We start from the raw sequence: 26,701 nt of genomic DNA, 5'->3' as shown, positions 1-26,701 counted from the left end.
GAGGCGGTCTTGTTTCTCTATTTTATATCGACTCTTTATTATTTTCCGATCTTAGACTGGCTCTGTGCCGGTTTCTGATCCTGCTGTCCGCCCTGGCTCTGACTGTTTTCACTGTCAGACTCAGCCGGACGCTGCTTTAAGGTTACCTGGACTTCTCTCTCCTGATAGCTGCCGTTTACAAGAGACTGGACAGTCAATGTTACAGTATCACCGGATTTATAATAAGTCAGAAGCTTTGCAAGGTCCGCGTAGTTGGAGATCTTCTCACCATCCAGCTTTGTAATGATGTCCTTCTCGTGAAGATCGGAACCTGCGGCTGCGGAGTCTTCCATGATCTTGTAGACATAGACACCCTGCGGCATTCCGTACATCTTTGCCATGGACTCATCAATGTTCTGTAACTGGATTCCGAGATAGCCCTGCTCAGCCTCGGAAACAGCGATCTTTGTGGTCCTTGTCATGAGGTCATCGATGATATCTTTTGCTTTGGAGATCGGGATCGCGTAGCCGACGCCCTCAACACTTGTATCCGCGTACTTTGCTTCGTTGATGCCGATAACTTCACCTTTGGAGTTTAAGAGAGCTCCGCCGCTGTTGCCTGGGTTGATCGCTGCGTCTGTCTGGATGACGGTCTTAGTCGCATCGTCAACTTTGATCTCTCTGTTTAACGCGCTTACATGTCCGACTGTCACGCTCTGGCCAAGTCCAAGCGCGTTGCCGATGGCGATAACGCCCTGCCCCATCTTTAAGGAATCGGAATCACCGAGTGTCGCCGCTTTGATCTTGCCCTTTGTGTCAGCGGAGACCTTGTCGAGCGGAACTGCGATCACTGCGAGATCCGCCTCGGAGTCTGTGCCCTTAATGGCCGCGTCCGCAGTGCTCTCATCCGCGAACGTCACGGTAAGTCCCTCGGAATCACTGACAACGTGGTTGTTTGTAACAATCAGAAGCTCGGAGTCATTCTGTCCGACGATGATGCCGGAACCGCTGCTCGGGACTTCGTAGGTCTGGGATTGTCCAAACCAGGTGTTGCTCTGGTAGACCTGGGTATTTGTGATCGATACGACAGACGGAAGGGTTGCGTCCACGATCGCGGAGACATCCTCAATAACAACACCGTTGCTGGAAGTTGTGGATGTGTTCGCTGCCGGGATCTGGGTCGTCTGCCCGATGGTCTCGTTTACCTGGGAGCTCTGGTACGGCAACAGGGTGTTGGCCGCACGGTTGACTCCGTACATCGTTCCGCCGGATACGACACCGAAGAGGAGCGCTGCCGCCGTGACAAGAGCTGTCGTCTTGGCGTAGGAGTGTTTCTTCGAAGCGTGGTGGCTGTTTCCGTTTCCGTTCGGATTCTGTCCATGTCCCTGATAATAGTCGTACTGCTGATACGGGTTCGTGTACTGGTTCTGGTTTCCGTAATGCTGCTGCCCGCCGTAGTAACCGTTCTGGCCGTTCGGATTTCCGTTATACGGCTGACCGTTCTGTGTACCGGAACCAAGTCTTCCGTAGACCTGTCTTCCTGTATGCTCACCCTGAGGCTGCTGGGCTCCGTTTTGGGTGTTCTGAGTGTTCTGCGTGTTTACCGGCTGTTCATTATTTTTCTTTTCGTTTTCATTATTTACTTCGTTCCATTTATTTTCATCATACATAATAGGAATCTCCTTTCTGTGTTGAAATTTTCGATGTTTCTTTTTGTACTTAAGGACTCTCTCTTTTTCTTTCCTCTCCTTAACTACATGACATAGTGTACCAGTGAAATGTGATGAAAGTGTGATGAAACATGCACGGTTCTGTGAAATAGCGTCACAATTCCCGTGTTTTTGTAATACGCAAAAAAAATCCCGGAATCCATCGGTGGGCTGCTATTCTGTACCCATCCGGATGGATTCCGGGAAACTCTTGTTTTTCTTTATTTTGTCAGGATCGCAGTCAGTCCGAAATAGATCAGGACGATCACACCGAGGACGATGCGGTAGTATCCGAAGAATTTGAAGTCATGTTTTTTGACATATCCGAGTAAGAACTGGATCGAGTACATGGAAACGACGAAGGCGATCACCATGGCAGCTGCCATGAAGAAGAGCTCCATTGCGGAGAATGCCAGGCCGTAGTGAAGGATCTTTAAGAGACTGGCACCGAACATGACCGGAATTCCAAGGAAGAAGGTGAACTCCGATGCGGCGGTTCTGGAACAGCCAAGCATCATCGCACCGAGGATCGTTGCGCCGGATCTCGATGTACCCGGGATCAGCGCGAGGAGCTGGAAGAGGCCGATGTAAAATGCGGTCTGGTAACTAATCTGGGATACTTTCTTTATGCGGAATTCCGCGTGCTGGTTGCGGTTCTCGAAGGCAATAAAAATGACACCGTAGATGATTAGCATCGCCGCAACCACATATGGATTGTAGAGATACTTATCAAGCACTTCGTCAAGCAGAATTCCGATCACTGCAGCCGGAAGGCAGGCGATGATGATCTTGAACCATAGATGCCATGTGGCACGCTTCTGTGCCGGTTTTTTCCCCCGATCAAATGGATTCAGGCGTCTGAAATACAGGACCAGTACCGCGAGAATTGCGCCTAACTGGATCACGACGCGGAACACGTTCATGAATTCTTCTGATACATTCAGGTGGACGATATTCTCCACAAGGATCAGGTGACCGGTGCTGCTGATCGGAAGCCATTCGGTGAAGCCTTCGACGACACCGAATACGACGATCTTTAGAAATTCGATAAAGTTGCTCATATTCACTCCTATGCTTTATATTTTGAATATAGCGTGCGGTCTTCTTGTTTTCATTGTCATGAAAACAAGAAGCTTCGGGCATCCGCCCTATGTCAACAGGTTCAAAAAAATGCTTCTGCAAGCAAGCTTGCGGCGCATTTTTCCGAACCCGCTGACGCACGCCGGATTGCTAGTTGATATTTTCAATCTGCCAGTCAATCGGCTCGATTCCATTCTCTTTTAAATACTTGTTTGTCTTGCTGAACGGTCTGCTGCCGAAAAATCCGCGGTAGGCGGACAGTGGGCTCGGGTGCGGTGACTCGAGGATCAGATGCTTCGGATTCGTCAGCATTGGCTTTTTCATCTGCGCCGGGCGTCCCCAGAGGATAAATACCATCGGGCGGTCCTGCTCGTTTAAGACGCGGATCGCGGCGTCCGTGAATTCCTCCCAGCCGATATTCTTGTGGGAGTTGGCCGCATGGGCACGAACAGTCAGTACTGTGTTTAAGAGCATCACACCCTGATCTGCCCACTTCTTTAAATATCCATTGTTCGGGATATAGCAGCCGCAGTCCTCATGAAGTTCCTTATAGATATTGACAAGGGACGGCGGGATCTCCACCGACGGCTTTACGGAAAAGCTCAGTCCATGCGCCTGCCCCGGCTCGTGGTACGGGTCCTGTCCCAGGATCACTACTTTTACTTTTGAGAGCGGAGTAAACGCAAAGGCGTTGAAGATGTCATCCGGCGCCGGGTAGACTTCCTTTGTCTCGTACTCGCTCTTTACGGTCTCGTATAATTTCCTGTAATACGGCTTTTTGAATTCCCCGCTCATAGGGACCAACCAGTCATTTGCGATCGCAGCCATATTTCCTCCTTGTTGTATTTATTCGTAACGCTTCAGTACCTTCATAATTTTATGTTTTCTTACCGTCAACACAGCAAGTGCTCAAACCTCCTGAACAGTTACACTCTTTCTAAGAAATCATTCACTAATTTAAACGATACCTCCGCCACCGGACATGATTTCCCAGAAAGCTCTTCCGGCACCTGAGAAAAGATCTTATGAACCCGGAACAGATACGCCTTATTGTTTAACATTGCTGTCTTCTCAAAGGGCCAGCGGATCAGGGACGGATCTTTATAGTTCTCACCAAGCTCCAGGAGCACCGTGTTCCGGTTCAGGGTGCAGGAGAGCCATAAGGTATAATGCTTCCACGCTTCTTCCGTAAAGGATACGCTATGGGGAACTGCCATATGACCGGCAGAAAAGCCCAGCCGGTCCGCATCCTCACCGGGCAGTGAAGTTATGATATAATAATCTTTTCCATCCAGAAAATTTTTTAACTTTTCGGCGGCATGAAGGACCTCTTCCTCCTCCGTGCCTTCTTTTTTCTTCCACTCAGAGCCGATCCCCACCAGGATCTTCTCTGCGGTTTCCAGTTTTTCCTTCAGGATCTTTTCTGCTTCTGTCTTTTCCAAGCTTTTCCTCCAATATTCTGCATAATTCGTTTTCGAACGTTAACATCATAACATAAATGGGGTCTGGATTCAACTGATCCCTCTTGTCCTTTGCTTTTCATTTTCTTAAGTTTTTCTGTCTGCGGCAGAATACGTTCCACCGCCCTTGAATTCTTATGGCATGTCAGTGACATTCCAGAAGTGCCCTGCATAATTTTCCCCCGTATCTCTCATACTTTTTTTGCAGATGAATATCAGACAGATCCATGGCTGTTGTTTTTATCAGCTGTCTGAAGAAACTGCATGGCAATTATTATGGAAAGGATGGATCAATGATGGAAGAGCACTCAGTCAATCTTCTCCGCGAATGTGATTCTGGCTGCAAGATGGCGGCGGAAAGCCTGGAACAGATCCGGGATATGGTGTCGGATCAGGAGTTCTGGAAGGATATCACGGAAAGCTATGAAAAACATCAGGAGCTGGACGCAAAGATCAAAAAGACCTTAAGCGCCATGGAGGAAGAGGGAAAAGAACCGGGAAAAATGGCCTCTGCCTGGTCATGGATGTCCACAGAAATGCGCATGATGGCAAAAGGCGGTGACAAAGAAGCCGCCAGTATTGTCACTGACGGCTGTAATATGGGGATCAAGACCATATGCGGTTATAAAAATCAGTACTCCGGGGCGTCAAAGGCGGTTATGGAAATTGCAGATGAGCTCACCGGGATGGAAGAAAATCTCCGGGACTGTATGAAGAAATTTCTATAACGGTTCAGCAGATCTCTTCCGCTTTCCTATCTTCCGGCCGGTGCCCCGCCACCGCCGGAAACTCCGGCGGACATGGCTGCGCCGCCTGCAGACGCGCCGGTCTCAACACCGGCCACCCGCCATACATAGGACTCATAGGCAGAAACAAGGTTCAATTTCGCCGTGTTCATTGCCGCCTCGCCGGAGAGCCATGCGGATTCACCGGAAATGTAGGCATTCTTTGAGAGCATGCCTGCTGCCTGCTTCTTCTGCACCGTATCCCACGCCTGTTTTGCGGCGGAATAGGCGCTCTCCGCTGCCTCATACTGGGATACGGCATTCTGAAGATTCTCGTATGTGGATCTCAGGCTGATCTCCGCGTTCTGGGATGCCTCGCTGATCCGCTGCTTTCTGAGCTCCCGGTTATCCGTTCCGGTGACCTTTGATTTCATCTCGCTGACCCAGGTGGGATCGTTGCTGATGGCTGTCTGAAGGTCATTCTCCACAGAAACTGCACGGATCGCCGCCATATCCGGATCCGGGACTGTGCCGATCTCCACATCAGTGCGCCCGGAAAGTCCAAGCAGCGTCAGAAGACTTTCCTTCAATTCACTCTGCTGCTCTTTCAGGGATGCCAGGGAGTTCTGCTGCCGTTCCAGGCTGCTCTTCTCCGACTCCAGCTCCGTATCCTTGATGAGACCAGCCGACCGTTTTTTCACCGCCGCGTCGTAGGAACTCTGCGCCGCCTCCACATTTTTTTCCATCGCCACCACATTGGCTGCCATCTGGTTGTAGGAGTTCATCAGGTTCTGTGCCGATGCCGTCAGGGTATCCGCCAGATCCTCCATGGTCTTCTCCTGACTTGCAGAATTCATTCGGTTGATCGTAGACTGCACCTGCGCCATGGAAGTGCGGATGTTCTTCGCGTTATTCTCGTAGAGTGCCTGCATTTCTGTGTCGCCGTCATTCTTATAGGAGTCCGCCATCTTTTTCAAGTAGTTGTACTCTTCCTTTAACGTCTCGTGCATCTTTTCATAGGGCGCACTCTGGCGGTTCTGGCTGTCCTGACTCTGCAGATAGGAAAAGTTTCCCGCTTTGATCAGTTCCCGTAGATCGTTGTACTCGATCTTCGTGATCTGGCTTGGATCTACGGAATCGGATTCCGCTGCGTAGGATACGATTTTGCAGGATGAGAACGCTCCGGCGATCAATCCATGCATATTTCCGGGGATACCGTCCGCGTTGTTCCCACCTCCGGCTGCCGCGAAAATTGCCGCGCCGAATAGCAGACCGCCCATCCATTTTTTATATGTTTTCATTCTTTCACCTCACATCAACTCATTCCCAAACTACATTCCATGCCATTTTGCGTTTTTCTGCTGTGACAGGAATCATTCCCGGCAAAGAGAAACTTATGACGCCGACGCCAGTCCTGCCACTGCCCAGTCATATGTGACCTTCGCGGTGAGAAAGCTTAACTTTGCGGATTCCATGGAAGTTTTCGCGGAAAGGCAGGCAGATTCCTGCTTCGCATATGTCTTCTTTGTGATGGTTCCGGCGGAGAGTCTTAGCTCTGCTGCTGCCCGTTCCTTCTCCGCAAGCTCATAGCTCGTCTTCGCCTGTTCGTAACTGTCCTCTGCGAGTACCAGGCTGTTGTAGGCGTTCTTCACGTTTGTGGAAACCGTGTCTTTCTGATTCGACAGTGTGCTTGTATAAGTCGCTCTGTTGTTCTCCGACTGGGAGTTCGCAAGTCTGCGCTCCGTAATTTTAATGCTGTAGTTGTTCGCGATGGCTGTCTGGATATCTGAATCCACATTGATGGAGGAAACTGCGGAGGTGTCCACATCCGGCAGACTTCCGATCTCCACGGAATCATTGTAGTTCCAGCCTGATATGATAATGAGCTGCTGTCTCGTCTGCTCTAAACTGCTCTTCGCGGCTTGCAGGGACGCCTTCGCATTTGTAACCGCCTCCGCCGCATTGTCGACCTCCGACTGCAGGGTCATTCCCGCGGATTTTCTCGTCTGCGCCTGGGTGTATGTGGTCTCTGCCTGAGTCACTGCGTCCTCTAAGGTATCCAGAGATGCCTTTCCGCTGTAATAGGAGATCATCAGCTTCTGTGCCTGCTGCACGATGCTTTTCTCCGCCTGCTCATATCCAAGGCGCTTGATCTCACCGTCATCCACGTTGTTATCGCCCTGCTCCGTCAGGTTATCCACGGAGATCTCGCTGTTTAACGCCTGGGCGATCTGTCCCGCGTAGTTTGCGCTGTCATCGTCCGGGTAGCTGATCCGCTCGGATACCTCGCTTGCGGAATCATAATACTCCTTTGCGGTATCCGTGCTGGTCTTTCCCTTATATTTCTGGTAGTCCAACTCATTCTGGCGGACTGTCGTGTTGTACTCGTGGATCAGGTCCGCGATCTCCCCGTATTCCAGCTTGTTATCCTGGAGAGATGCCCATTTTTCCGCTGTATATGCAAATTCCGGGCTGGTCGCGAACGCCTGGAGCGGCGTCACACTCATCATAAGTGCCATAGCGAACAAGCCTGCAATCTTCCATTTCTTCATGCTGATATCCATTCCTTTCTGCGGCAGATACAGGTCCGCCCTGGGGATAAATTCCCCCCAGGGTGTTCCCAAAACCTTTTTATCCTTTTAAACCTTTTTTAATGAAACCTTTAAATTTAATCCTTAATTTAATCCTCTTTTATGACCTTTTATTTTAAACCCCAATTTAAATATCCAGTACCTTTCTCTCCTTCTTACCGTTCATGATCGCGTAGTAAACAGGAAGAATGAATAATGCAACCAGAATACCAGCCGTCAGACCACCGATATTTACGATCGCCAGACCTTTCGTCGTGGACGCGCTGCTTCCTGTGGAGAGCACCATCGGGATCATGGAGAGGATCGTGGTGGAGCTTGTCATTAAGATCGGGCGGAGACGTGTCGCTCCGGCCTCAACAAGGGCAGTCTTAAGATCCATGGTCAGCCGGTACTGGTTGACCGTATCCACATAAAGGATACCGTTATTTACGACTGTACCAATTAAAATCAGAAATCCTAAAATAGATGTCATACTGATGGTCGTGCCGGTCAGCTTCAGAAGTCCGAAGGAACCGACAAGGCTGAACGGGATCGTGGTCATGACCATGAAGGAGAACTTCGGGGACTCGAACTGGGCCGCCATGACTACGAATACCAGGAATACCGCGACTGCGATGGCCTGATACAGGGATGAGAATTCCTCCGCCATCATACGGTTTCTGGAGTTTGTACCGATGGTCACTCCGGAGGAAAGATTCGGCTGGACCACCTCGCTGTCGATGAGGTTCTTCACATTTCCGTTTACATAATCCGCCGTGATCGTAACCTCGTACGCTTTATCGGTCTTGGAGATGGAGGATGGGTTATCCTTAAAGACAACATCCGCCACATCGGAAACCGCTACGGTTCCGCCGCTTCCTGTCGTGATCAGCATGTTCTTTACCTGCTCGACCGTGCGGTACATGCCTTCCGGATATTCTGCCTTGACGCTGACCTCATTTCCGTCGATGGTCAGGGTCGCGATCTCAGTTCCATCAAGCATCTGCTTTACCTGCTGTCCGATGGATGCCGCCGTGAGACCTTCCGCGGAAGCCGCCACCTGATCTACATTGATGGATACAACCGGAGCCGTGTTCTCCACATCGGAGTGGACATTCTTTACATCATCTCTGGCAACCATTTCGCTCACGATCTTGTCCGCGGTCTCCTTCACCGTGTCGTAATCAGAACCGTCAAGGATCACCTCATAATCATTCTGTCTTCCCATAAAGCTCATGGACGCAGACGCCTCGACCTCGATCGTACAGTTTGCAAAACCTGCCATCTCGTCTTCCCACTCTGCAACGATCTCATCCGTGCTCATCTTCCTGTCATCCTTTAAATAAGCGCTGACGGTTCCGCTGCTGCCGTTGTAACGGAGCATGTAGGAATCCACATCCTCGTGGCTGCTGACGATGGATTCCACCTGAGTCAGGATATCATCCGCCTTCTCATCGAGAAGACCCGGTCTTGTGGTGATCGTCACGGAGATTGTACCGTTATCATCGGATGTCATAAGCTCACTCTGCATGCCGCTCGCGAGGAAGAGTGTGGCTGCGACAAGTCCGATCGATCCCAGCATAACAATGGCTTTATGTTTCAGTACCGTCGGAAGAAGCTTCCGGTATCCGAACTGAAGCAGCTTCATAAGACCGGATAACGGTGCTTTTTCCCGTTCCTTTGGCTTATACAGCATATAGGTCAGCGGAACGACCGTGATCGCAGAAAGCAGGGACGCACTCATACAGAATACGATGGTCCAGCCGAGCGGTGTGAACATCTGACCGCTCATTCCGTTTAGGGTTGTAAGAGGGATAAATACGACACAGGTCGTCAGGGTGGAGCCGAGGACGGACATGGCAACCAGACCGGTACCTTCTAAAGACGCCTTCGCGTACTCCACGAACCCGCGCCCATCCATCTTATCCATGGCCCGGAAGCAGCTCTCTAAAACAACGATGGAGTTGTCGACCATCATGCCGACGCCGAGAACCAGGGCACTCATGGTAATGACGTTTAAGGTAAAGCCGACTCTCGTCATCAGGATCAGGGATACCAGAATGGAGGTCGGGATCGAGCTTCCGACGATCAGGGATGCCTTGATATCACCGAAGAAAAGCCAGATGATGATCATGGAAATAATAACTGCCAGAACCATCGTCTGAGCCACATCCAGGAGGGAGGATTTGATGCTGTCGGCGCTGTCGCGGGCGATCTCGATATGAAGTCCGGAATCTGCTGCCTCCAGAGATTCAACCGTTTCTTTTACATCTGAGGAAAGCTTCATGGCGGAGCTGTCCTGCTTCTTCGATACGGAGATGGAGATGGTCTCCTGTCCGTTATAGCGGGACACACCGCCCATCTGTTCTTCCGTGGTGTACACGTCGGCAATATCTTCCAGATAGACGATTTTTCCGCTCTGGGTCGTGATCGGAACCTTTTTCAGATCATTCAGTGTGCCGGCCTTCGCGGATGTTGTGACGGAGAGGGAGAGGTCGCCGTATTCCGCGGATCCGGACGGATAGGAGAGATCTGACGCCGCCATGGCACTTGTGATCTGGTTCACCGTCACTTTATATTGTTTCATCTTTACCGGATCGAGTTCCACCTTCACATACTCGGAGGAACCACCCATGGATTCCACCTGGGCAACTGTAGAAAGCTGTTCAAATACCGGTGTGATGTTCTGGTCTACATAGTCGTAGAGGTCTTCCTGAGTGTCATGAGTGATGGAAAGCATGATGTCGTTTCCACCGTTCATGTTCATCTCCATGATGCTGGTATTACAGTCCTCCGGGAGTCCGCGGATGCTGTTTAAGGAACGTGTCAGTTCATTGTAGGCATCATCCATATCCTGATCGTAATCATACTCCAGCATGATCATGGCATTTCCCTCGTTGGAGGTAGATGACATGCTCTTTACGCCCTCCAGCGTACTGACCTGGTCCTCGATGGGCTTTGTCACCAGCTCATCCATGTCTTCCGGTGTCGCTCCGGAATATGATGCACGCACGATTAACATCGGCTGATCTGTATCCGGCATCTGCTCCAGTGTGGCACTGAATACGGAGGAGATACCGAACACAAGAATACAGAGCAGTGCTAAGATCGTTGTGACCGGACGTTTTAATACATATCTCGTAAGTCCCATGATCAGCCCTCCTGTGATGCACTGCTGCCGGCAGCGCTGTTATCTGCGGCTGGTGTCTCGCCGCCTGCTCTGTCTGCCGGGGCATTCTCACCTGCCGGGGCTGCTCCGCCGTTATGGCCTGCTGCGTCCGAAGCTGCCTGACCATCCGGTGCGCCAGCTTCTCCGTTCTGGGCTGCCTGGCTGTTCTGATCACCTGCTCCTTCCGGAACTGCCTGGCTGTCGCTGCTTCCGGAAAGCTGGATATCTGCGCCCTCATACAGATTGTTGCTCCAGGTGCTCACGACAAGGTCATCTGCGGAAAGTCCGTCTATGACCTCCACATAATCGTCATCGTTGATTCCGACCTCGATGGACGCTTTTTTCGCCTTTCCATCTTCATACAGGTAGACGTAAGCGTTTCCTCCGCTGTAATACACAGCATCCACCGGGATCGTCATGACGTTTTCAGCTTTTCCCGTCGTAACGGTGAGCTTCACGGTACTTCCCGTCGCCGCGTTGTTGTCTGTATCGGTAAGCTGCGCTTCTACCTTAAACATTCCTGTGGAATCGTCCACCATGGTGTTGATCTCATCGATCATTGCATTGTATGTATTTCCGCTCTTTTCTACTGTCAGTGAATCGCCAACCGCAAGGTTCTCCAGCATTCTCTGGGTGACATAGAATGTCACCTTCTTCTCGCCCTCGCCGGAGATCACGCAGAGCTCCCCATTCATATTCGCCCGGTCGTAAACTTCCGCGCTGCAACTTTCCACCTTTCCGGAGATTGGAGCCGTCACACTGCTGTAGCTGACCTGCTGATCATAGGAAGTCTTCGCGGAATTGTACTGGAGCTGTGCCGTCTTCACCGCGTTTGTATACTGTTCATATTCCTGTTCGGAGAGATCGCCGCCATCGTAGAGGATCTGCATTCTTGCGAGATCACTCTGAGCCTTCTGAAGATTTACCTGCGCGGAATCCACAGAATTTTTCGCATTTGCAACCTGCTCCGTATCGATCGTAAAAAGGACCTGACCCTTCGTGACCGTATCGCCCGCCTTCACATAAACCGCCGTGATATCTCCGGACGCCTTTGCGTATACATGGACCACATCATCCGGTTCCACCGTCCCGGTCAGCTCCGTTGTCAGATAAATACTTCCTGTCTCCGGCTCCTCCGCACGGACCACGGTATTCTGGCTTTCCTGCTGCATACCGCCCATTCCTCCGGGACCACCGCCGGGGCCGCCCATACCACCCTGCATTCCGCCGCCCGACGAGTTTCCTTTCATCACGATTACACCTGCTGCCGCTGCAACTACAACGACTCCTGCTGCCGTACACAGGATGATGTTCCTTTTTTTCATGATCCTATATGCTCCCTTCCTGATGATCCTTGTTGTTTTCTGCCTCTTTGAATGTTATAGCCAATAATATAAAAGTCATTTGTGAACACTTTGTGAGGAAATTTTCAGGAAATTGTGAGGACTCTTTCACAGATGGGATTTTTATGATATATCTTTAGATAGAAATGCCAGCCGGCTATGACACAAATGTTGAAAAAACTTTTATGTCCAAACCGATTGTCTGCAAATGAAAGTGTATATTTTTATTAAATATACGTGTAATTCATGAAATTATAGAATAGAGGTACAATATTAATGTCAAAACTATTGATCGTTGACGACGATATCCGTCTCAGGAAACTGGTTCGGACATATGGAGAAGTGGAGCATTATGAATGTGATGAGGCCGCAGATGGACTTGCGGCACTTGAAAAATTGCAGAATGATCATTTCGATCTCGTGATCCTGGACGTTATGATGCCGGGACTCGACGGTTTCGAAACGTTAGAGCGGATCCGCAAGACCAGCGAGATTCCGGTGATCATGTTGACCGCAAGAAACGAAGAATACGATAAGCTCACAGGCTTTGGTCTCGGAGTGGATGATTATGTCTCAAAACCCTTCAGCCCGAAAGAGCTCATGGCGCGGGTGGGCGCGGTCTTAAAACGCAACGGAAAGAAAAGTACTGTTCTCTCCTATCAATATAAAGAGCTTGAGATCCGCCCGGATTCCCGCACCGCCTCCATCTCCGGGAAGGAGCTGATCCTTGCTCCGAAGGAATTTGACCTTCTTCTGGAGCTTGCAAAAAATCCCGGAACTGTCATGAGGCGGGACAAGCTTCTTCAGGACGTCTGGGGATACAGCTACTGCGGCGACGGGCGCACCGTGGACACCCACGTTAAATCTGTCCGTGACCGTCTCGGCCCGTACCGCTCCATGATCCAGACCGTATGGGGCGTCGGATATAAATTTGATCCTGATGCCGTGATCCGGTAATTCTGTCTGACTGCTCCCGCCGGGCACACCTCAGATACTGACTGGAATTGAAAAGCAATTACCGATAAAGGAAAATTATGGAACATATCAATGAAACAAAAAAATCTGAGCCGAAAGCTATTCACAGAAAAAAACGCCCCGGTCTGATGTTTCAGCTCTGGGGCATGATGATGGGGCTTGTTGTCCTGACCGCAGCCTGCATGTGGTTTGTTCAGGTCTTTTTCTTCGAACATACCTATGCGGAGACAGCTCTGTCCAACTCCTTAAAACAGTTGCAGCCGGTTATGAGCGACCTGACAAACCGGGACCTGACGGAAGATGATCGTCTTCTGCCTTTTTTGAGCCGGATGATCGACGGAACGATCTTTCTCGTAGACGATGCAGGGGAGCTCACCGATATTTACAGCTATGGCCATCTCCTTGCCGGTGTTCAGAATGAGCCTGAATACGGCATCTGGAAATTCATCAGAAATTCCGACGAGTTTTCCAATGTTAAGGCACGCCAGATCTATCAGAACGTATTAAAAAGCGATCACCATATAATCAATATCCATATTGGGATCCCTGTCACCTACGCCGGTGAGAACGCCTATCTTCTGATTGAAAATATGATCCGTACCGATACAGCCTTTACCTTCAACCGGATGCAGCTGATCATTCTCACCGTGGTCCTGACCATCGCCGCGTCCATCCTCGCCGCCGTGGGCTCCGGATATTTCACAAAGCCGATCTTTGCAATCAAACACACGGTGGACCGGCTCGCAGAAAATGATTTTTCCGCCCGCGCCGATGTAAACCGCCAGGATGAGCTCGGCGAACTGGCGGAATCTGTCGGACTTCTCGGCCAGGCTCTGGCCCGCGTCGATGTTCTTCGAAAGGAAGTCATCGCTAATGTTTCCCATGAGCTCCGCTCTCCACTTTCCGTGATCTCCGGCTATGCAGAACTTGTCCGGGACATTCACTGGAAAGATGAGGCGGCCAGAAACGAGGATCTGGACCTTATCATTGAGGAATCCAACCGGATGAGTGAGATGGTAAATGATATTTTAGATTACTCCCAGCTTCAGTCCGGCTATATCAGGCTCCGCCCGGAATCCTTTGATTTCACAGGTTTAGCGGAATCCGAGACCTCCCACTGTGCGGCAGCCGCCGCGACTTACGGGATCCAGGTCCGCTTTGAAGCACCCAAAGAGTCTGTTTTTATATATGCCGACCCGTTAAAGCTCAGTCAGGTACTCCGGAATCTACTCTACAACGCCATCAATCATACTCCGGAAGGCGATACCATTACCGTCTCCCTGGAAACCAAAGATGATCACACACTTCGGCTTTCCGTAACGAATCCCGGCGTCCCGATTTCAGAAGACGACAAAAAGATTATCTGGGAACGCTACCAGCGAAGCCAGCACCAGAGCGGCCGCCGCATGGGTACCGGGATCGGTCTCTCTATCGTCAGCACGATCTTAGATGCCCACGGAATGAAATATGGGGTGGATTCCGACGAAAAAGGAACCTCATTCTGGTTTGAAATCACAGAATCAGGTTCCAATCAGCTATAGGATGCAGCAGCTTTAGAAACTGCTGCATGATCCTATTCCTGTTTTGAGTTTTTTCCGTCAGAAGAGCTGCGTTAATATAGGAGCTCACACTCTTTTTATATACCGGAACCGGAAACGGCGGTTCTCCCCGGTCAGTCTGCCTGATGCTCTACCTCATAGGCATGTTCTTCTTTGATCTTTTTTAATGTCTCCGGCTCGCGGATCAGATCGAGGGCTGTGAAAGCAAGAACCTTTGCACCGAGAAGGATCGAATCGAGTCCTTTCTGTGAGCATGCCGCCGCAACCATCTCCTTGCTGTGGCCCTTGATCGGCTCGTCGCTGATATTGATGGTCGGCTGGATCGCCGGAACGACCTGGGAAACATTTCCGATATCTGTCGATCCCATAAGGCGCTCTCCTGCCGGATCTGCTGTCTCCCCAAACAACTTCAGATTCTTTTCATAAACCGCATCAAAGGATGGTGTCGGAACCATGTTCTCTACCCAGTTCTGATACGGCTTCATGCTGCCCTTTGCACCCATGGCCATCGCAGAGGCTTCCACGATCCGCTCTACCTTTGCGTAAACATCTTTTAAAGTGCTGGATGCGGCTGCTCTTAAGTAAAATTTTGCCGCTGCGTAATCCGGTACCGTGTTCGGTGCCTGTCCGCCGTTTACGATGATCCCGTGGATCCGAACATCATCACTCAGATGCTGGCGAAGAGCATTGATGGAGTTATAGGTCTGGATCAGCGCGTCCAAGGCATTGATGCCCTGTTCCGGTGCCGCAGCCGCATGGGATGCCTTGCCCCAGAATTCGATATCGACCGGAACACATCCAAGTGTTTTTTCTGTAAGGCGATGTCCAACTCCCGGATGGGCGGAAAGAGCCGCGTCAACGTCCTTGAAATATCCCTCGCGGACAAAGCTGCCCTTCGCACTTCCGTTTTCTCCGCCTTCCTCTCCAGGCGTTCCGTAGAGGCGGACCTCTCCGCCGACCTCATCGATCACGCTCTTTAACGCCGCGGCCGCCAGAGAAGAAGTTGCGCCAAACAGGTTATGTCCACAGCCATGTCCAAGTCCTACAAGGGCATCGTACTCCGCAAGGAAAACCATGACCGGACCGGGTTTCCCGGATTTATAGCTCGCCGCAAAACCGGTTCTGTGACCTGCCGCCGGCATCTCTACTTCAAATCCCACGCTCTTAATCTGATCTGCAAGACGCTTGGAAGCGAAAAACTCATAATTGCTGACCTCCGGCTTCTCATGGATCTCCAAAGCGATCTGCTGATATGTCTTGCCGTTTGCCTCTACATAATCCACAATTTTCTTCTGTAATTCGTCCATTATCCACAATCTCCTTTTCTTTTATCCCATAAATTCACTGCAGTATTCTTATAAGGAAAAAGGCCTGACAAAAACCTACTTGTCAGGTCTCTTAATGCGTATTATAGTTCTTTTCGCCTGAATTTTCCAGTCTTTTCTTCCGATTTCACTGATCTGTTCCGGCAATTATTTGTTACTGTTCACGCCTTGCGCAAACAGTAACTGATTTTGCCGATGCTTCGCATTCCAAATCGGCAAAATCCACTACCACCACTGTATTGTACGGAATTTTCAGTTCAGAAAATTCCTACCCGTGTACAGTAACAATTATTTTCCTGCTCTTACTTCCTCAAACTCCTCCTGGATCTCCTTTGACGGCTCACCGGTCGCAAGGCTGACAACAATCAGACAGAGCATTGCAATGATAAACGCCGGAAGAAGCTCATACACATTCCATGCACCGCCCAACGGGCGAACGCAGTATTTCCATACAAATACCATGACTCCGCCTGCGATCATGCCGACAAGAGCACCGTTCCTGTTGGAACGTTTCCAGAATAATGCCGCAAGGACCACCGGTCCGAATACAGCGCCAAATCCAGCCCACGCAAAGGACACGATTCCAAATACGGAGCTGTCCGGATTTCCTGCCAAAAATACTGCGATCACTGCGATAAAGAGGACCGTCGCCCGGGCAACATGGATCGTTCTCTTCTCCGTAAGGTTTACGCCAAACATCCCCTTTAACAGGTTCTCAGAAACAGCGGAAGATGCAGCAAGAAGCTGGGAATCTGCGGTAGACATCGTGCAGGCTAAGATTCCGGCAAGTGTGATTCCCGCACCCACGATCGCGAGGAATCCATGCTGGCTTAAGAGTGTCGCAACCTGAATGATGATCGTCTCCGAAGCGGATCCCTTTAACTCTGCCATCACGCCATTCTTTGAGAGACTGTAACCGACAACGCCGATAAAGATCGCAACTGCCATAGAGATTACGACCCATACCGTCGCGATTCGTCTGGAAAGTGATATATTCTCCTCGCTTTCCGTCGCCATAAAGCGGAGAAGCACATGCGGAACTCCAAAGTAACCAAGCCCCCAGGCAAGAGTAGAGACGGTTGTTATGGTTCCATAAGAGGAAGCGGTTCCTGCCTCGCTGTTATATGTAGCTGTTAATGATAAAAAGCCCGGCAGTTCTTTCGCATTTTCAAGAACATTCTGAACTCCGCCGCTCATGGATACACCGAAACATACCACAAGGACAAGCGCGATCGTCATAACAATACTCTGGATCAGATCCGTAAAGCTCGCTGCCATAAATCCACCGAGTGCCGTGTAACCGACAATGACGACAGCACTAATCAGCATAGCCGCCGTATACGGAATTCCGAATAATGTGGAGAACAGTTTTCCACATGCCGCGAATCCGGACGCTGTATACGGGACAAAAAAGATAATAATAAAAATTGCAGAAATTCCCAATAACAGTTTCGAGTCATCGCAATACCTGTTTGCAAAGAAATCCGGCAGTGTGATCGAATTCGTCTTTGCGCTGTATCTCCTGATGCGTTTCGCCACGATCAGCCAGTTTAAATAGGTACCGATGGCAAGTCCGATCGCAGTCCAGGATGCGTCACAGATACCGCTGAGATAAGCCACTCCCGGCAGTCCCATCAGCAGCCAGCTGCTCATATCCGATGCCTCCGCACTCATGGCCGTCACAAAAGGACCTAATTTTCTTCCGCCAAGATAGAAATCGCTGGAGTCATTGTTCCCTTTAGAATAGAAGAAACCGATTGCCAGCATCATCACCAGATAGGCAATGATCACAAGAAAAACACCGATGATCGCTCCATTCATTTTTCATACTTCCTCTCATTTTAGTCTGCTATATTAGTTTAATAAAGCGTTAATGTAGTTTAGTATATCAGAAAATGGCCGGATTGCAAGTGTTTTCCGGGGATTTGCATCCGAAAAAAGGTCGGCACATTTCCCGTGCCGACCTTTTCCTGTCTTTCTTCAATTTTCATGGGAGCTTGATTTCGGTATCATTACCGCTTCTCATCCCAGCTTCCGTCCTCCCGGACAAACCAGCCGTCCGGTGTCATGCGGTTTGCGAACATGATTCCCTTTGTTCCATCGGAAACCGGATTAAAGTAATACCACTTTCCGTCGATCTGGACCCAGCCGGTCTTCATTCCGGTGTTGGCATCCACGTAGAACCAGTTTCCGTAAACCGGATCAACGATCCATCCGGTACCCAGATAGCCATTCGAATCAAATGACCACCAGTTTCCATCGATCTGAATCCACTCATAACTCTGAGCTGCCGAAGAATTGCCGGATCCGGAATTTACTGCTCCCGCTGCCTTCGGATAACTTCCGTCTGCGTAACGGAACCACCAGCCTGCGTTTGTCTGTATCCAGTGACTGTAGCCATCATTCAGGCTTCCGTTGTCATTCTTTAACATCTCCTCGGTAAGTGTCTTTCCGGAAACAATACCGGAATTTTCATTCACATAGCCTTTTTTCGCATCCTTCGCGGTCGCTCCCTGTCCCGGATTGTTGGTTCCGGATTTCGGCATCTTGCTGTTCGCCGGTTTGGAAGTTTCCTCATAGTCGTCATTGTCACTCTCCAGATAGCGTGCTGTCAGAACGCCATTCTTCCAGGTGATCGCGTAGTTCTTTGCAGAAAGTCCGGACGGAATGATCTCGTAAGTATACTCACGGCTTTCCACTGTGTAATCGCAGGTTACAACCAGAGTTCCGGTAAGAACCGCTTCCGTCTCGCCGTTTACAAATCCATCATAAACAACTGTATACTCCGGTGCTTTTGCTCCGAATACAACGTTCTTATCCTCTGCAGTGATCACAAGCGGAGCCTGTGTGATCGCAAAGTCGTAGGAAACACTTCCCTCTGTGTAATTCTTTCCTTCCGAAACACGGTAAACCACACGGTACTCTCCCACATCGACCGGATCAGACGTTAAGACCTCATTCGTCTCCCGGTTCGTGATCACGCGGCTCACCGTACCGTCCCCGTCCGTTGCCGGAGTCAGATCCACAGCTTTTCCGTCATAGACACGAGTTGTATACAGATTCGCGGAATCGGTGAAGACCGGGGTTCTCTTTTCAACCGTCATCGTTCCGGATTCTGTTGTTACCTCATAGTTTTTGAGGCCTGTAACCTCCAGATTGATCGGATATGAACCGACTGCTGTTCCCTTCTGATAAGAACAATCAAAGCGAACGGTTCCTCCGGCACTTTCCAGGTTCTCGCCGTTTACAAAACCATCATAATCTGCCGTATATTCCGGAATCTCATCCAGATACAAAAGTTTCTGATCTGCCGCCGTAATTTTTAACGGAGCCGGTGTAATATCAAAATCATAAGCTACATTTCCGGCACTGTAATTCTTTCCGGCAGCAAAACTGTAAACAACATGGTATTTCCCGACATCAACCGGATCAGACGTTAAGACTTCGTTCGTCTCTCTGTTCGTGATCACACTGCTCATCTCGCCATCACCGTCTGTTGCCGGAGCCAGATCTACTGCCTTTCCGTCATAAATACAAGTCGTGTAGAGATTTGCAGAATCTGTAAGTACCGGTGTTCTCGGCTGAACACTGAGTGTTCCCTTATATGCAGTCACCTCGTAGTTTGCAAGACCGGTAACCTCCGGCTGAATCTCATAATTGCCAACCGGACTTCCGTTCTCATACTCACAAAGGAAGCTGATCGTTCCGCCAACGTTTTCTAATGCTTCGCCATTGACAAATCCATCATAAACTGCCGTAAACTCCGGTGCGTCCTCTTTATAAGTTACTTGCTTGTTCTCAGCTGTCACCGTCAGAGGTTTTCGCAAGATTGTAAAAGTCTTGCTTACGGCTCCCTGATAGTTACCACCAGCGATTGCTTTCACAGTAACCGTCGGTGCTGCATTGCTGCTGTCCTCTGCAGCTGCTACGTTGTTTGCATATTCCAGCGTGTACTCGGATGGATTTACCGGAATATTATCCAGAGTTACCTGTACCTGAGTCGGATCCTCTTTACCCGGCTCCTGAGCTTCTCCGCTGTAAGTGTAAGTACCGTTGATCTCAACCGTAGCGTTTGTAAAATCCGCCTTTCTGACCTCGATCTTCTTCGTGCAGCTGCCTGTATAATTTCCAGTTCCGTTGAAAGTAAATGTATATTCCCCTGCGGTCTGAATCTGAGTAACCGGACGCATGATCGTATAGTCAGTTCCCTGTGTAAGAATTTTGTTTCTGGCTATATCCGTTACCTTAATATTCCCATCTTCAACTTGATGTTCTTCCGTATTATAGATGAAATATTCCGGAGTCATCAATACAGATACCGTTGCATTTCCCTGGTTATCTGTGATCGGTTTCGGCTGAATCGTAACCCCATCAATTACTGTCTTTGTTCCTTCAACAAAAGCACTGTCTGACTTTGCTGTTACAATCACATGATGGGTTCCTGCATTTTCAGGAGCAGAAACCGGATCTTCTGTTACTGTGTTTCCTGCTGCGTCCTTCGTGCGCTGGTACGCAACAGTGTACTCTGACGACGCTATTACAGTTGTTGAGGTTTCCGATTCCTTTACAGTCACACCAGGATCAATCGCAGATCCGTTGTAGATCTGAGAAGTTCTTGCAAATCCAACATAAGCGTTAACCAGGTTCATTTTCTGGATCTGAACATCAAAAGTACCTGTCCGATCTTCATAGTTTGTGGATGTGACCTTGTAATCCACTTTATGAGTGCCGATTTCTTTAAATAAAGGAACCTCCGTGCTGTAAGTGCTATCTTCAGCACCATTCACCTTATAAAGAATCTCTAAACCATCGATCGGATTCGCTGTCGTTCCATCATTCTCCGCGTTTGTGCTTCTCTCCGCAGGAATACCCTTACCGGAATCTCCTGCGATTCCCTTGATGTCGTATACAACCTCAGATCGCTGGGCTGTTCCGGTGTAGGGGAGAGGCGCTTTTGCTTCCGAATTGGAATCCAGCGTTGCTTTGGTGATCTCGCCTTGGAGAGTCAGTTGGTTGGTCGTCAGTTCATAGTTATTTACCACCCAGTATCCCAACTCCAGACCAGACAGTATGACATCATTATTTGTTCCGACATTCTTTGATGAATAAACAGCAGTTCCACCACTACCTCGATTGAATCTCAGTATACTGCTCCGATTCACATTGTCGGCATTTTCAGCATAAAACTTATATTGTGGAGCAGCTTCAAATTGGGTTAATATAGTCTCCGGAACATCTGTCGTTCCATCATACACTTTTTTGTTTACTTCTTCATGATTATATACAATCGGATGAATCTTTTCTTTTTGAATCATGAAAGTAATGTTCCTGTCTCCAATAAAATTATTAAGTGCTTCCATCGCTGTTAGATTATTAGGGGAATACTTATCTGGAGCATTCAGGGTTACTGTATAATTCCCACCATCCCCGTATCTATTGTTCTGCATTCCATTAGGTTCTAAATGAGTGATCTTTGATACCTTCCAAAACTTATCATCTAGTTTTTGCCCCTTATATTTCACTGTAATTAAGGATTTAATGTCATCTGTTCCACCAGATACGTTCGGATTATATACTGGGCTTTCCGCTGTTGTTACCTCTATATCTCGATCTGAAAGATTTTTTGGATAAATCTTTGCCTTAAAATACTTAGTATCATTTGAGGTAATCTTATCTTCCTCCTGTGTCCGATACTCTTTCCCGCCGTCAATAATATGAATGTATAACCTTTTTTCGTCATATATCGTGTACTTTAAATTCTCATCTATAGGTGCATCAGACACATCTGTTACAGTCGGACATGTCTCAGTCCAATCTTCCACATTGAACCTATATCCATTGTAATAGCATAATTTATACTTGATTTTAGCCTGTTTGCTTACACCTTCTATTGTTACCATTGGATGCGATTTTCCATCATATGTACCTTCATAAGGTTTGATTGTAACTCCCGCCAATGCCTGCGGACGAACCGTCAGCGTTATAGTCACAGACTTCTCTGACCAGAACTTTGTACCTGCTGCTGTTGCCGTAATAGAGTAATCCTTTCCTGCACCGCCATTCTCTGTGATAAACAGCTTATTCCCCTCTATCTTACTTACATTCGAATCATAGTTTCCAGTTAAAGCATATGTTACCGTCTGCCCTTTCGGATTGCTGAAAAACTTGCTCAAGTCAATCTCAAAAATCCAGGTGAGTGTCTGAGTAGATGAGGTCGATGTAAATCCAGAATCTGGTTTCATTCCTCTTGCAATTGACCCGTTCCCCTCTATTGTTCCTTCTACTCCAACTTTTATAACGGTAGTCGAGCTGGCTGTTTTTTCTGCCGATTCTACAAGCGCATTCTGAACCCATCTGCCATTATTCACGAGCATAGAAGTAGATTTAAGAGCGGAATGATTATTTACTTCTAATGTACCATTATTTTCAATGTTACTCTGGCTATCGTTGTACATCCCTGCTGAGTTCAATTTTAAACATGCACCAGTGTCAATTGTCAGATTTCCCGCATTACAAAGACCATAGGGGCTGTTTCCCGAAACACTTACTGTCCCCTCTTTTATATGCAAAGTTCCGGTATTATGAATAACACCATTTACACCTTCCTTATCCCCATCCATGAACTCTGTTTGTATATTTACACCACCGCTGCAATTAATTATCAACTTTGACGAACCAGATCCCACATAGATCCCTGCAGATCTGTCCTTGTAATTATTGATATTCATCGTTCCGCTGCCTTTGATTTCAACATTTGCACCGTCATAAACCCTTAGTGGAGCATTCGAGCTCTCCTCCTGCATATTAATTTTGACCGCCCCAGTTAATATGACTTCAAACGTTTTTTGTCTGAATGACAACCTGTTCAATGTCGTATTTGACAAATTTATTTGATATGTTTCTGATGAAGAATCCTTTGTTACAACAACTCCTGCGATCTCAGATCCCTGATGTTTTAATTCCCCATTGTCCATATAATAGTAGAGGTCATTATTTCCATCAGATGTATAAAAGATGAAATTATTTTGAGGATCCACTTCCATCTCCATCACCGCATCCCCATCCAGGCCGACAACAGCTTCTATCGGCGACGTTTCCTTCGCCAGCTCATATTCTTCCGGAAGGACAGCTGTAAAGGTAAATTCACCCTCTGTCGGCCAGCGTCCCTCTGAATCCTGCACATAAGCATTTCTGGTCCAGTTCTCGATCTGGATCGTCTCCGTAATCGCAGTCTTCTCCGCACCGAGGACCTTGGCATCGATCTCAGCCGGGAGCATCGTGATAAGCTCGTCAAAGGATACCTGATCCTCCTCGCCTATCGACAGAAGAATCTTTCCGTCCACGAAATACGCTTCCTCATCGACCCAGTTCCAGGAGAGGATCTTACTTTTCTCGGATCCATTTACAGGGTCTTTCTTTGCTTCATCCTTCTTCGTATTGTCTCCAATCCCGGAGTTCTCCTCTTTCTTCGCGTTAGAGTCACTCGCTTTCCTCACATCACCCTGCTCATTTTCCTGACCCGCAGAGTTTCCATCCGGATTCTCTTTTATCTCTCCGTTTTCTCCTGTATCACTATCATCGGCATTCTCCCCCTCTGACAAATTTTTTGCAGCATCTGACGGTGTCGTGCGCATTTCCTGTGCGTTCAATATTCCTTCCATCTTCGCGAAATTGGAAAGCTCCTCCGCAAATGTTGTCAGACCAAACTGCGCATTCTGTATACACAGGATTGCCGCCATTCCGATCGCGGCTGCCCTTTGAAGTCGTTTTCTCATACTGTCATATCCTTTTTCCTGTCATGATAAGGCATTTTTTCCTAAATATATCGAACTTTTCATCAGCTCAAATATCTGACTGTATTCTACAATTTTTTCATTTGCCAATCAATAGACTTGGAACGAATAGACGCGTAATGGGAACGAATCGTTGCTATCTGCTCCTCACGAATTCGATCTCAGAAATATTGAACAGGATGCAGCCGCAATGCCCCGGAAAAGTCGGGAAGCATGTGACCTTCAGATTTGTATCGATCTCCGGGCTGTAGTCGATGAGCTCCAGTTTTTCCCCGTAAAGGACGGCCCGCTCATAGCTTCGAAGCCATTTGGAATCCATATTGCTGAAAAGACTTCCGAATGAATTTCCGATCAGCCGGTCTAACGGCAGTTTTTCCAGCCTCGCAAGTTCCGGATTTCCATAGCGGAAGATCCAGTCAACTGCGCGTTTCTCCTCATCAAATACCATCTCGATATCCGTAAATGCGAATGGGAGCTGATCGAAACTGCGGTAATAGTCATGGTACTCATCGTCCGTCATCGGTACTCCATGATTCTGAAATCCCCGGATCACGTCCTGCTGGGCATTCCGGAGTGTTTTCATGATCTCCCCTTTCTTACGGGCCGTATACCCCAGGGATTCCCCATTGCTGAGATTGATGGTATCCGTGACGTTATGGATTGCCATGACTGCTACAAGGCAGCCGCGATGCACCCGCAAAAATCCGTCCCCGATCTTCTCCTCGATCTCCCCAAGAGTCATCGTCGTCCGATACACCTGATCTCCCAGCACATGGATATTTGCGTATTTTCCATTCATCAGAACATATAAGATCGTACTCACTCTTAAAGCGATCGTTTTCCTCTCTGAGACGATCGTTATGTATCTTTCTTCTGGCATGAAACAGTTCCTCCGTAAGATTATATATTTTATTGAAGCTTTTATATCTGAAATTATAAGTGGATTTCACAGCAGAATCAATTCTTCCTGCACAAGATGTCGAAATTTGGATTTTTGAGATTCCCAAACACAGAAAGACATAAAAGGAGAAGTAAACAGATCGAATAGCAGAATGATGAGACAATCACTTCACAATATATCAGCTTTATTTTGATATATTGCGAAGTATAATATCTAGATAAAGTCAGTGCTACGTAGCTCCCCGAAAAAGATGCACACTTTTATATTTCTTTTAGCAAAAATGCCATATAGAGTGGAAGTGTAAGTATCTGTTCCGCACGTCCAACATTATAGTCTCCAAGTTTGATTGCATGACTGACATGGTATTTTTCAGGATGATTCAGGATTGTTCTGGTGCTTTTTGTATTACCTGTAGATGCTTTTACCTCTACCAATGTGCATTCACCTTTATAACGGATCACAAAATCCACCTCAAGTCCACTGTCTTTATGGAAATAGTAAAGTTTTCTTCCCATTTTACTGAAAATATCAGCAATCAGATTTTCGAAAACTGCTCCTTTATAAGCATGAAGATTTCCTTGAAGAATATCGTATTGCGTACCATCCTCCAACATGCTGACAAACAGACCACAATCGCGCATATACACTTTAAATGTATTTACTTCTGCATTTCCGTCTAAAGGCAGTTCCGTAATACTAAGATTATAACAGCGCACAATAATACCTGCATCCTCGATCCATTGCAAGCTTCCAGCATACTTTGAAGCGGTAGATCCCTTTTTGACAATTGAATACTGAAATTTCTTATTTTCTTTACTGAGTTGTTTAGGAATAGACTGAAAACATTCTTTGATCCTTGATTTATCTTTTTTTTCTGCGTATTTTATCATATCATCTTCATATGACCGAACAATATCTCGTTGAATCTGTAGAACTTCGTCCATCTGTTTTGTGCTTACAAATGTCTGTACTACATCCGGCATGCCGCCAACAACTGTATACTGCAAGAGCAACTGTTTCATACGCTTGTGCAATGCTTCCGGAACTGTTTTTTCATTCTGCAAACATGTTTTCAACAGTTCAATCACCGGAGTTTCAATTCCATTTGCCCACAGGAATTCTTCAAAATCCAGTGGATACATATCAATTACCGTTTCCGACCCAACTGGGACCGATTTTGGTTCTTTTCCATATCCTTTTACACCCAAAAGTGATCCCGTACCTATCACATCGTAACGCCCATCCATGCGAAAAAATTTCAAAGCTGTTCGAGCTTCTGGGCACTCCTGAATTTCATCCAGGACTAAAACAGTATTGCCACTTTCAAAGACTGCTTCCTTACCAAGTAAGGCCGAGAGCATCATAACAATCGTATCTACTTCCAGAGAGCCTGAGAATACAGCAACATAGTCTGGATTTTCAAAAAAATTCAAATACACAACATTTTTATAATTTTTCTTTGCGAAATCAAGAACAGAAAATGTTTTGCCACATTGCCTGCACCCCTTAATAATCAATGGTTTTCGATTTTCTGTGTTTTTCCAAGCGATTAATTTTTTTTCAATTTTTCTTTTCAGCATAATGATTTCACCTCTTTTCTATAGAGTACAACGGAATATTCATTTTTTCAAGGGAGTTATATAAGATATAACAAACTTTTTTAAACGACTTTTTGATAAAATATAAACTTTTTCAAGTGACTTTTTCGATAAAGTGCAAACTTTTTCAAGCAACTTTTTATAATAGACACCGCTGGTAAATGATTTTTTCACAAAAAAAGGACATCCACACTGGATATCCTTATAAAAAAGAGCACGAGGCGTCGCAGAACATCCGGGGGACGTTCGCCTGCGACGACCGGAGCGGAGCGTAGACATTCGAACCGTTCAAGCCCAGCAGGGCTCGAACACTCAAGAAACCTGCTGTCCACTTGATGACCCTTTCATTTTAGTTACTTATCCACACTTCATCTGCATCGCAAACTCTTTTTCCACAAAAAAAGAGGATATCCATACTGGATATCCTCAAAAAGCGAGCACGAGACGGGATTCGAACCCGCGACCCTCGCCTTGGCAAGGCGATACTCCACCACTGAGCCACTCGTGCACACATA

16 protein-coding genes and 1 tRNA gene are annotated in these 26,701 nt (G+C 47.9%); 3 read left to right on the top strand and 14 right to left on the bottom strand.

Annotated features, from left to right (window positions below):
* Positions 1-38: 38 nt before the first annotated feature.
* The 4 genes from GPK83_RS16555 to GPK83_RS16540 all read right to left on the bottom strand — a co-directional run bounded on the left by GPK83_RS16555 (position 39) and on the right by GPK83_RS16540 (position 4,210).
* Positions 39-1,649 carry a trypsin-like peptidase domain-containing protein gene (locus GPK83_RS16555; RefSeq protein WP_215705335.1) on the bottom strand — a complete coding sequence of 537 codons (1,611 nt, stop codon included), beginning with the start codon at positions 1,647-1,649 and terminating at the stop codon, positions 39-41.
* A 260-nt stretch (positions 1,650-1,909) separates the two neighbouring features.
* Positions 1,910-2,749: an undecaprenyl-diphosphate phosphatase gene (locus GPK83_RS16550; RefSeq protein ID WP_215705334.1), complete on the bottom strand. Its 840-nt coding sequence runs from the start codon at positions 2,747-2,749 to the stop codon at positions 1,910-1,912.
* Positions 2,750-2,918: 169 nt separating this feature from the next.
* Entirely contained in the window at positions 2,919-3,596 is a 678-nt protein-coding gene (locus tag GPK83_RS16545) for a uracil-DNA glycosylase (protein WP_015553905.1), read from the bottom strand.
* A 98-nt stretch (positions 3,597-3,694) separates the two neighbouring features.
* Positions 3,695-4,210 carry a hypothetical protein gene (locus GPK83_RS16540; protein ID WP_215705333.1) on the bottom strand — a complete coding sequence of 172 codons (516 nt, stop codon included), beginning with the start codon at positions 4,208-4,210 and terminating at the stop codon, positions 3,695-3,697.
* 245 nt (positions 4,211-4,455) lie between these two features.
* On the opposite strand from GPK83_RS16540, the gene GPK83_RS16535 reads away from it, so the two are divergent.
* Positions 4,456-4,956, top strand: coding sequence for a hypothetical protein (locus GPK83_RS16535; RefSeq protein WP_215705332.1), 501 nt, complete (start codon positions 4,456-4,458; stop codon positions 4,954-4,956).
* A 26-nt stretch (positions 4,957-4,982) separates the two neighbouring features.
* On the opposite strand, the gene GPK83_RS16530 is transcribed toward GPK83_RS16535, so the two are convergent.
* The 4 genes from GPK83_RS16530 to GPK83_RS16515 all read right to left on the bottom strand — a co-directional run bounded on the left by GPK83_RS16530 (position 4,983) and on the right by GPK83_RS16515 (position 12,017).
* Entirely contained in the window at positions 4,983-6,254 is a 1,272-nt protein-coding gene (locus GPK83_RS16530) for a TolC family protein (RefSeq protein WP_215705331.1), read from the bottom strand.
* A gap of 93 nt (positions 6,255-6,347) precedes the next feature.
* Positions 6,348-7,577, bottom strand: a complete 1,230-nt coding sequence (locus GPK83_RS16525; RefSeq protein WP_215705330.1) for a TolC family protein — start codon at positions 7,575-7,577, stop codon at positions 6,348-6,350.
* A 94-nt stretch (positions 7,578-7,671) separates the two neighbouring features.
* Positions 7,672-10,674 (bottom strand): efflux RND transporter permease subunit, encoded by a 3,003-nt coding sequence (locus GPK83_RS16520; RefSeq protein WP_215705329.1) that lies wholly within the window; start codon positions 10,672-10,674, stop codon positions 7,672-7,674.
* A gap of 2 nt (positions 10,675-10,676) precedes the next feature.
* Positions 10,677-12,017 (bottom strand): efflux RND transporter periplasmic adaptor subunit, encoded by a 1,341-nt coding sequence (locus GPK83_RS16515; protein ID WP_215705328.1) that lies wholly within the window; start codon positions 12,015-12,017, stop codon positions 10,677-10,679.
* Between the two features lie 294 nt (positions 12,018-12,311).
* On the opposite strand from GPK83_RS16515, the gene GPK83_RS16510 reads away from it, so the two are divergent.
* Both GPK83_RS16510 and GPK83_RS16505 read left to right on the top strand, forming a co-directional pair.
* Positions 12,312-12,992, top strand: a complete 681-nt coding sequence (locus GPK83_RS16510) for a response regulator transcription factor (RefSeq protein ID WP_117514520.1) — start codon at positions 12,312-12,314, stop codon at positions 12,990-12,992.
* A gap of 77 nt (positions 12,993-13,069) precedes the next feature.
* Positions 13,070-14,551 (top strand): HAMP domain-containing sensor histidine kinase, encoded by a 1,482-nt coding sequence (locus tag GPK83_RS16505; protein ID WP_215705327.1) that lies wholly within the window; start codon positions 13,070-13,072, stop codon positions 14,549-14,551.
* A 131-nt stretch (positions 14,552-14,682) separates the two neighbouring features.
* Here the strand turns inward: GPK83_RS16505 and GPK83_RS16500 are convergent, their stop codons facing one another.
* From GPK83_RS16500 to GPK83_RS16475, 6 genes are all read right to left on the bottom strand, one after another.
* Positions 14,683-15,876: a M20 family metallopeptidase gene (locus GPK83_RS16500; protein WP_215705326.1), complete on the bottom strand. Its 1,194-nt coding sequence runs from the start codon at positions 15,874-15,876 to the stop codon at positions 14,683-14,685.
* A gap of 306 nt (positions 15,877-16,182) precedes the next feature.
* Entirely contained in the window at positions 16,183-17,715 is a 1,533-nt protein-coding gene (locus GPK83_RS16495) for a sodium/proline symporter (RefSeq protein WP_215705325.1), read from the bottom strand.
* Between the two features lie 191 nt (positions 17,716-17,906).
* On the bottom strand, positions 17,907-23,669 hold the full coding sequence (locus GPK83_RS16490) for an MBG domain-containing protein (protein ID WP_215705324.1): 5,763 nt from the start codon (positions 23,667-23,669) through the stop codon (positions 17,907-17,909).
* Positions 23,670-23,823: 154 nt separating this feature from the next.
* Positions 23,824-24,567, bottom strand: a complete 744-nt coding sequence (locus GPK83_RS16485; protein WP_215705323.1) for a LytTR family transcriptional regulator DNA-binding domain-containing protein — start codon at positions 24,565-24,567, stop codon at positions 23,824-23,826.
* 281 nt (positions 24,568-24,848) lie between these two features.
* Complete coding sequence (locus GPK83_RS16480) at positions 24,849-26,168, bottom strand: ATP-binding protein (RefSeq protein ID WP_117485807.1); 1,320 nt, start codon at positions 26,166-26,168, stop codon at positions 24,849-24,851.
* A gap of 454 nt (positions 26,169-26,622) precedes the next feature.
* Positions 26,623-26,694: transfer RNA gene (locus GPK83_RS16475), tRNA-Gly, on the bottom strand.
* Positions 26,695-26,701: the final 7 nt, after the last annotated feature.

Origin of the sequence: Clostridium sp. MCC328, from assembly GCF_018785465.1 — a bacterium.
GTDB classification, from domain to species: Bacteria; Bacillota; Clostridia; order Lachnospirales; family Lachnospiraceae; genus Pilosibacter; species Pilosibacter fragilis.
Note: the sequence above shows the minus strand (reverse complement) of the source record. Positions and strands in the feature narration are given on the sequence as shown.

Excerpts from the sequence above, each read along its gene's own strand:
- GPK83_RS16530 (WP_215705331.1), bottom strand. The coding sequence starts at position 6,254 with ATGAAAACATATAAAAAATGGATGGGCGGTCTGCTATTCGGCGCGGCA.
- GPK83_RS16555 (WP_215705335.1), bottom strand. The coding sequence starts at position 1,649 with ATGTATGATGAAAATAAATGGAACGAAGTAAATAATGAAAACGAAAAG.
- GPK83_RS16520 (WP_215705329.1), bottom strand. The coding sequence starts at position 10,674 with ATGGGACTTACGAGATATGTATTAAAACGTCCGGTCACAACGATCTTA.
- GPK83_RS16515 (WP_215705328.1), bottom strand. The coding sequence starts at position 12,017 with ATGAAAAAAAGGAACATCATCCTGTGTACGGCAGCAGGAGTCGTTGTA.
- GPK83_RS16480 (WP_117485807.1), bottom strand. The coding sequence starts at position 26,168 with ATGCTGAAAAGAAAAATTGAAAAAAAATTAATCGCTTGGAAAAACACA.
- GPK83_RS16510 (WP_117514520.1), top strand. The coding sequence starts at position 12,312 with ATGTCAAAACTATTGATCGTTGACGACGATATCCGTCTCAGGAAACTG.
- GPK83_RS16490 (WP_215705324.1), bottom strand. The coding sequence starts at position 23,669 with ATGAGAAAACGACTTCAAAGGGCAGCCGCGATCGGAATGGCGGCAATC.
- GPK83_RS16550 (WP_215705334.1), bottom strand. The coding sequence starts at position 2,749 with ATGAGCAACTTTATCGAATTTCTAAAGATCGTCGTATTCGGTGTCGTC.
- GPK83_RS16505 (WP_215705327.1), top strand. The coding sequence starts at position 13,070 with ATGGAACATATCAATGAAACAAAAAAATCTGAGCCGAAAGCTATTCAC.
- GPK83_RS16495 (WP_215705325.1), bottom strand. The coding sequence starts at position 17,715 with ATGAATGGAGCGATCATCGGTGTTTTTCTTGTGATCATTGCCTATCTG.
- GPK83_RS16535 (WP_215705332.1), top strand. The coding sequence starts at position 4,456 with ATGGCTGTTGTTTTTATCAGCTGTCTGAAGAAACTGCATGGCAATTAT.
- GPK83_RS16545 (WP_015553905.1), bottom strand. The coding sequence starts at position 3,596 with ATGGCTGCGATCGCAAATGACTGGTTGGTCCCTATGAGCGGGGAATTC.
- GPK83_RS16485 (WP_215705323.1), bottom strand. The coding sequence starts at position 24,567 with ATGCCAGAAGAAAGATACATAACGATCGTCTCAGAGAGGAAAACGATC.
- GPK83_RS16500 (WP_215705326.1), bottom strand. The coding sequence starts at position 15,876 with ATGGACGAATTACAGAAGAAAATTGTGGATTATGTAGAGGCAAACGGC.